Genomic DNA, 3127 nt, shown 5'->3' on the forward strand with positions numbered 1-3127 from the left:
AGAATGGCTAAAGAAAAATTCGACCGTTCCAAATCACATGCCAATATTGGTACAATTGGACACGTTGACCATGGTAAAACAACTTTAACTGCTGCTATCACAACAGTACTTCATAAGAAATCTGGTAAAGGTACAGCTATGGCGTACGATCAAATTGATGGTGCTCCAGAAGAACGTGAGCGCGGTATCACAATCTCTACTGCACACGTTGAGTACGAAACTGAAACTCGTCACTATGCACACGTTGACTGCCCAGGACACGCTGACTATGTTAAAAACATGATCACTGGTGCTGCGCAAATGGACGGAGCTATCCTTGTAGTATCTGCTGCTGATGGCCCAATGCCACAAACTCGTGAGCACATCCTTCTTTCTAAAAACGTTGGTGTACCATACATCGTAGTATTCTTAAACAAATGCGACATGGTAGACGACGAAGAGCTTCTTGAACTAGTTGAAATGGAAGTTCGCGATCTTCTTAGCGAATACGACTTCCCTGGTGATGATGTACCAGTAATCAAAGGTTCTGCTCTTAAAGCTCTTGAAGGTGACGCTGAGTACGAAGCTAAAATCTTCGAACTTATGGATGCGGTTGATGAGTACATCCCAACTCCAGAACGTGACACTGAAAAACCATTCATGATGCCAGTTGAGGACGTATTCTCAATCACTGGTCGTGGTACAGTAGCGACTGGCCGTGTAGAACGCGGACAAGTTAAAGTCGGTGACGAAGTTGAAATCATCGGTCTACAAGAAGAGAACAAGAAAACAACTGTTACAGGTGTTGAAATGTTCCGTAAGCTTCTTGATTATGCTGAAGCTGGTGACAACATTGGTGCCCTTCTTCGTGGTGTATCTCGTGAAGAAATCCAACGTGGTCAAGTACTTGCTAAACCAGGTACAATCACTCCACACAGCAAATTCAAAGCTGAAGTTTACGTTCTTTCTAAAGAAGAGGGTGGACGTCACACTCCATTCTTCTCTAACTACCGTCCTCAGTTCTACTTCCGTACAACTGACGTAACTGGTATCATCCATCTTCCAGAAGGCGTAGAAATGGTTATGCCTGGAGATAACACTGAAATGAACGTTGAACTTATCTCTACAATCGCTATCGAAGAAGGAACTCGTTTCTCTATTCGTGAAGGCGGACGTACTGTTGGTTCAGGCGTTGTTTCTACAATCACTGAGTAATAGTATGATTTTAAACGAGGCCCCTTGTGGGTCTCGTTTTTTGTTTGCTTGTCTTTTTCTTGTATAATAGGATCTATCATATTCGAGGGGCTACTATCTATGATTCCTGAAAAGAGATCAATCGCAATCATGAAAGAACTGAGCATTGAAAATACAAAGCAAATGCTGATGATTAATGGAACTGATATTGAAAATCCATTGCTGCTTTTTTTACATGGCGGGCCGGGTACGCCGCAAATCGGATACATTAGACATTATCAAAAAGAGCTGGAACGGTATTTCACTGTAGTTCATTGGGATCAGAGAGGATCAGGGCTTTCATATTCTAAACGAATTTCGCAACACTCCATGACAATAAATCACTTCATTAAAGATACAATCCATGTCACTCAATGGCTCTTAGCTCACTTTTCAAAAACAAAACTATATCTGGCCGGTCATTCTTGGGGGTCAATGCTGGCGCTTCATGTAGTGCAGCAGCGCCCGGACTTGTTTTACGCTTATTATGGAATCAGTCAGGTTGTCAGCCCTCACGTTGAAGAATCAACTGCTTATCGACATATTCGTAAAATTTCTGAAGCAAAGAAAGCCAGAATATTATCTTTGCTCACACGTTTCATTGGGGCTCCGCCTTGGAAGCAGGATATCCAGCATCTTATCTATCGATTTTGTGTTGAGGTAAGCAGAGGAGGATTCACCCGCCTGCATCGGCATTCTCTTGCTGTTTTATTTCAAATGCTTACTGGTAATGAGTATGGTGTGCGAAACATTCATAGCGTCCTCAATGGACTGCGCTTCAGCAAAAAACATTTAACAGATGAGTTGTACAGGTTTAATGCATTTAGATCTGTTCCTTCTATTAAAGTACCGTGTGTTTTCATTTCAGGGAAACATGACTTAATTGTTCCAGCTGAAATATCGAAACAGTATTATCAAGAACTCGTGGCGCCCGAAAAGCGCTGGGTTCAATTTGTGAATTCAGCTCATACCCCGCATATTGAGGAGCCGTCATTATTCGCTAGTACACTAAGTCGTCATGCACGGTACCATTTATGATAGGTCCTTGATAAATAAGAAAAACCCCTGTATAATATAAAAAGTGTGCAAACCATGCATATTTTAAATAAGTCTTGCAACATACGCCTATTTTCTGTATAATGGTGTATGTTGGTCTTTGACTGCGATGAAGTGAGAGGTTGCTGACACACCCGGCCGCTTTGCCATGGCAAGGTGTTCAGGTTTTTCTCACGGAGAACTGTCTAACGTGATGTAGGCGAAAAGGAGGGAAAATAATGGCAAAACAAAAAATTCGTATTCGTTTGAAAGCATATGATCATAGAATCCTTGATCAATCTGCAGAGAAGATTGTTGAAACGGCAAAACGTTCTGGTGCCAGCGTATCTGGTCCGATTCCGTTGCCAACTGAAAAATCAGTTTACACAATCCTTCGTGCGGTGCACAAATACAAAGATTCTCGTGAGCAATTTGAAATGCGTACACATAAACGTTTAATCGACATTGTGAACCCAACACCACAAACTGTTGATGCTCTTATGCGATTAGACTTACCATCTGGTGTCGATATCGAAATTAAACTTTAATTCTAAAATATAGAATGATCTTAATAGGAGGTGTGACGAATGACCAAAGGAATCTTAGGAAGAAAAATTGGTATGACGCAAGTATTCGCTGAGAACGGTGATCTTATTCCGGTAACTGTTATCGAGGCTGCTCCAAACGTTGTTCTTCAAAAGAAAACAGCTGAAAACGACGGTTACGAAGCAATCCAGCTTGGTTTTGACGACAAGCGTGAAAAGCTTTCTAACAAACCTGAAAAAGGGCACGTTGCAAAAGCGGAAACTGCTCCTAAGCGCTTCGTTAAAGAATTACGCGGAGTGGAAATGGATGCGTATGAAGTTGGTCAGGAAGTCAA

At 41.8% G+C, this 3127-nt stretch carries 3 protein-coding genes and 1 pseudogene; all 4 read left to right on the forward strand.

Features of this window, described 5'->3' with window-relative positions:
- Positions 1–3 precede the first annotated feature (3 nt).
- Entirely contained in the window at positions 4–1194 is a 1191-nt protein-coding gene (gene tuf / locus C1T29_RS00945) for an elongation factor Tu (RefSeq protein WP_003242008.1), read from the forward strand.
- Between the two features lie 99 nt (positions 1195–1293).
- On the forward strand, positions 1294–2250 hold the full coding sequence (locus tag C1T29_RS00950; RefSeq protein WP_103750566.1) for an alpha/beta fold hydrolase: 957 nt from the start codon (positions 1294–1296) through the stop codon (positions 2248–2250).
- Between the two features lie 236 nt (positions 2251–2486).
- Positions 2487–2795 (forward strand): 30S ribosomal protein S10, encoded by a 309-nt coding sequence (gene rpsJ, locus C1T29_RS00955; RefSeq protein ID WP_003156464.1) that lies wholly within the window; start codon positions 2487–2489, stop codon positions 2793–2795.
- Between the two features lie 39 nt (positions 2796–2834).
- A pseudogene (locus C1T29_RS00960) lies at positions 2835–3127 on the forward strand (50S ribosomal protein L3); the annotation flags it as partial.

This window comes from Bacillus sp. MBGLi79 (assembly GCF_002953915.1).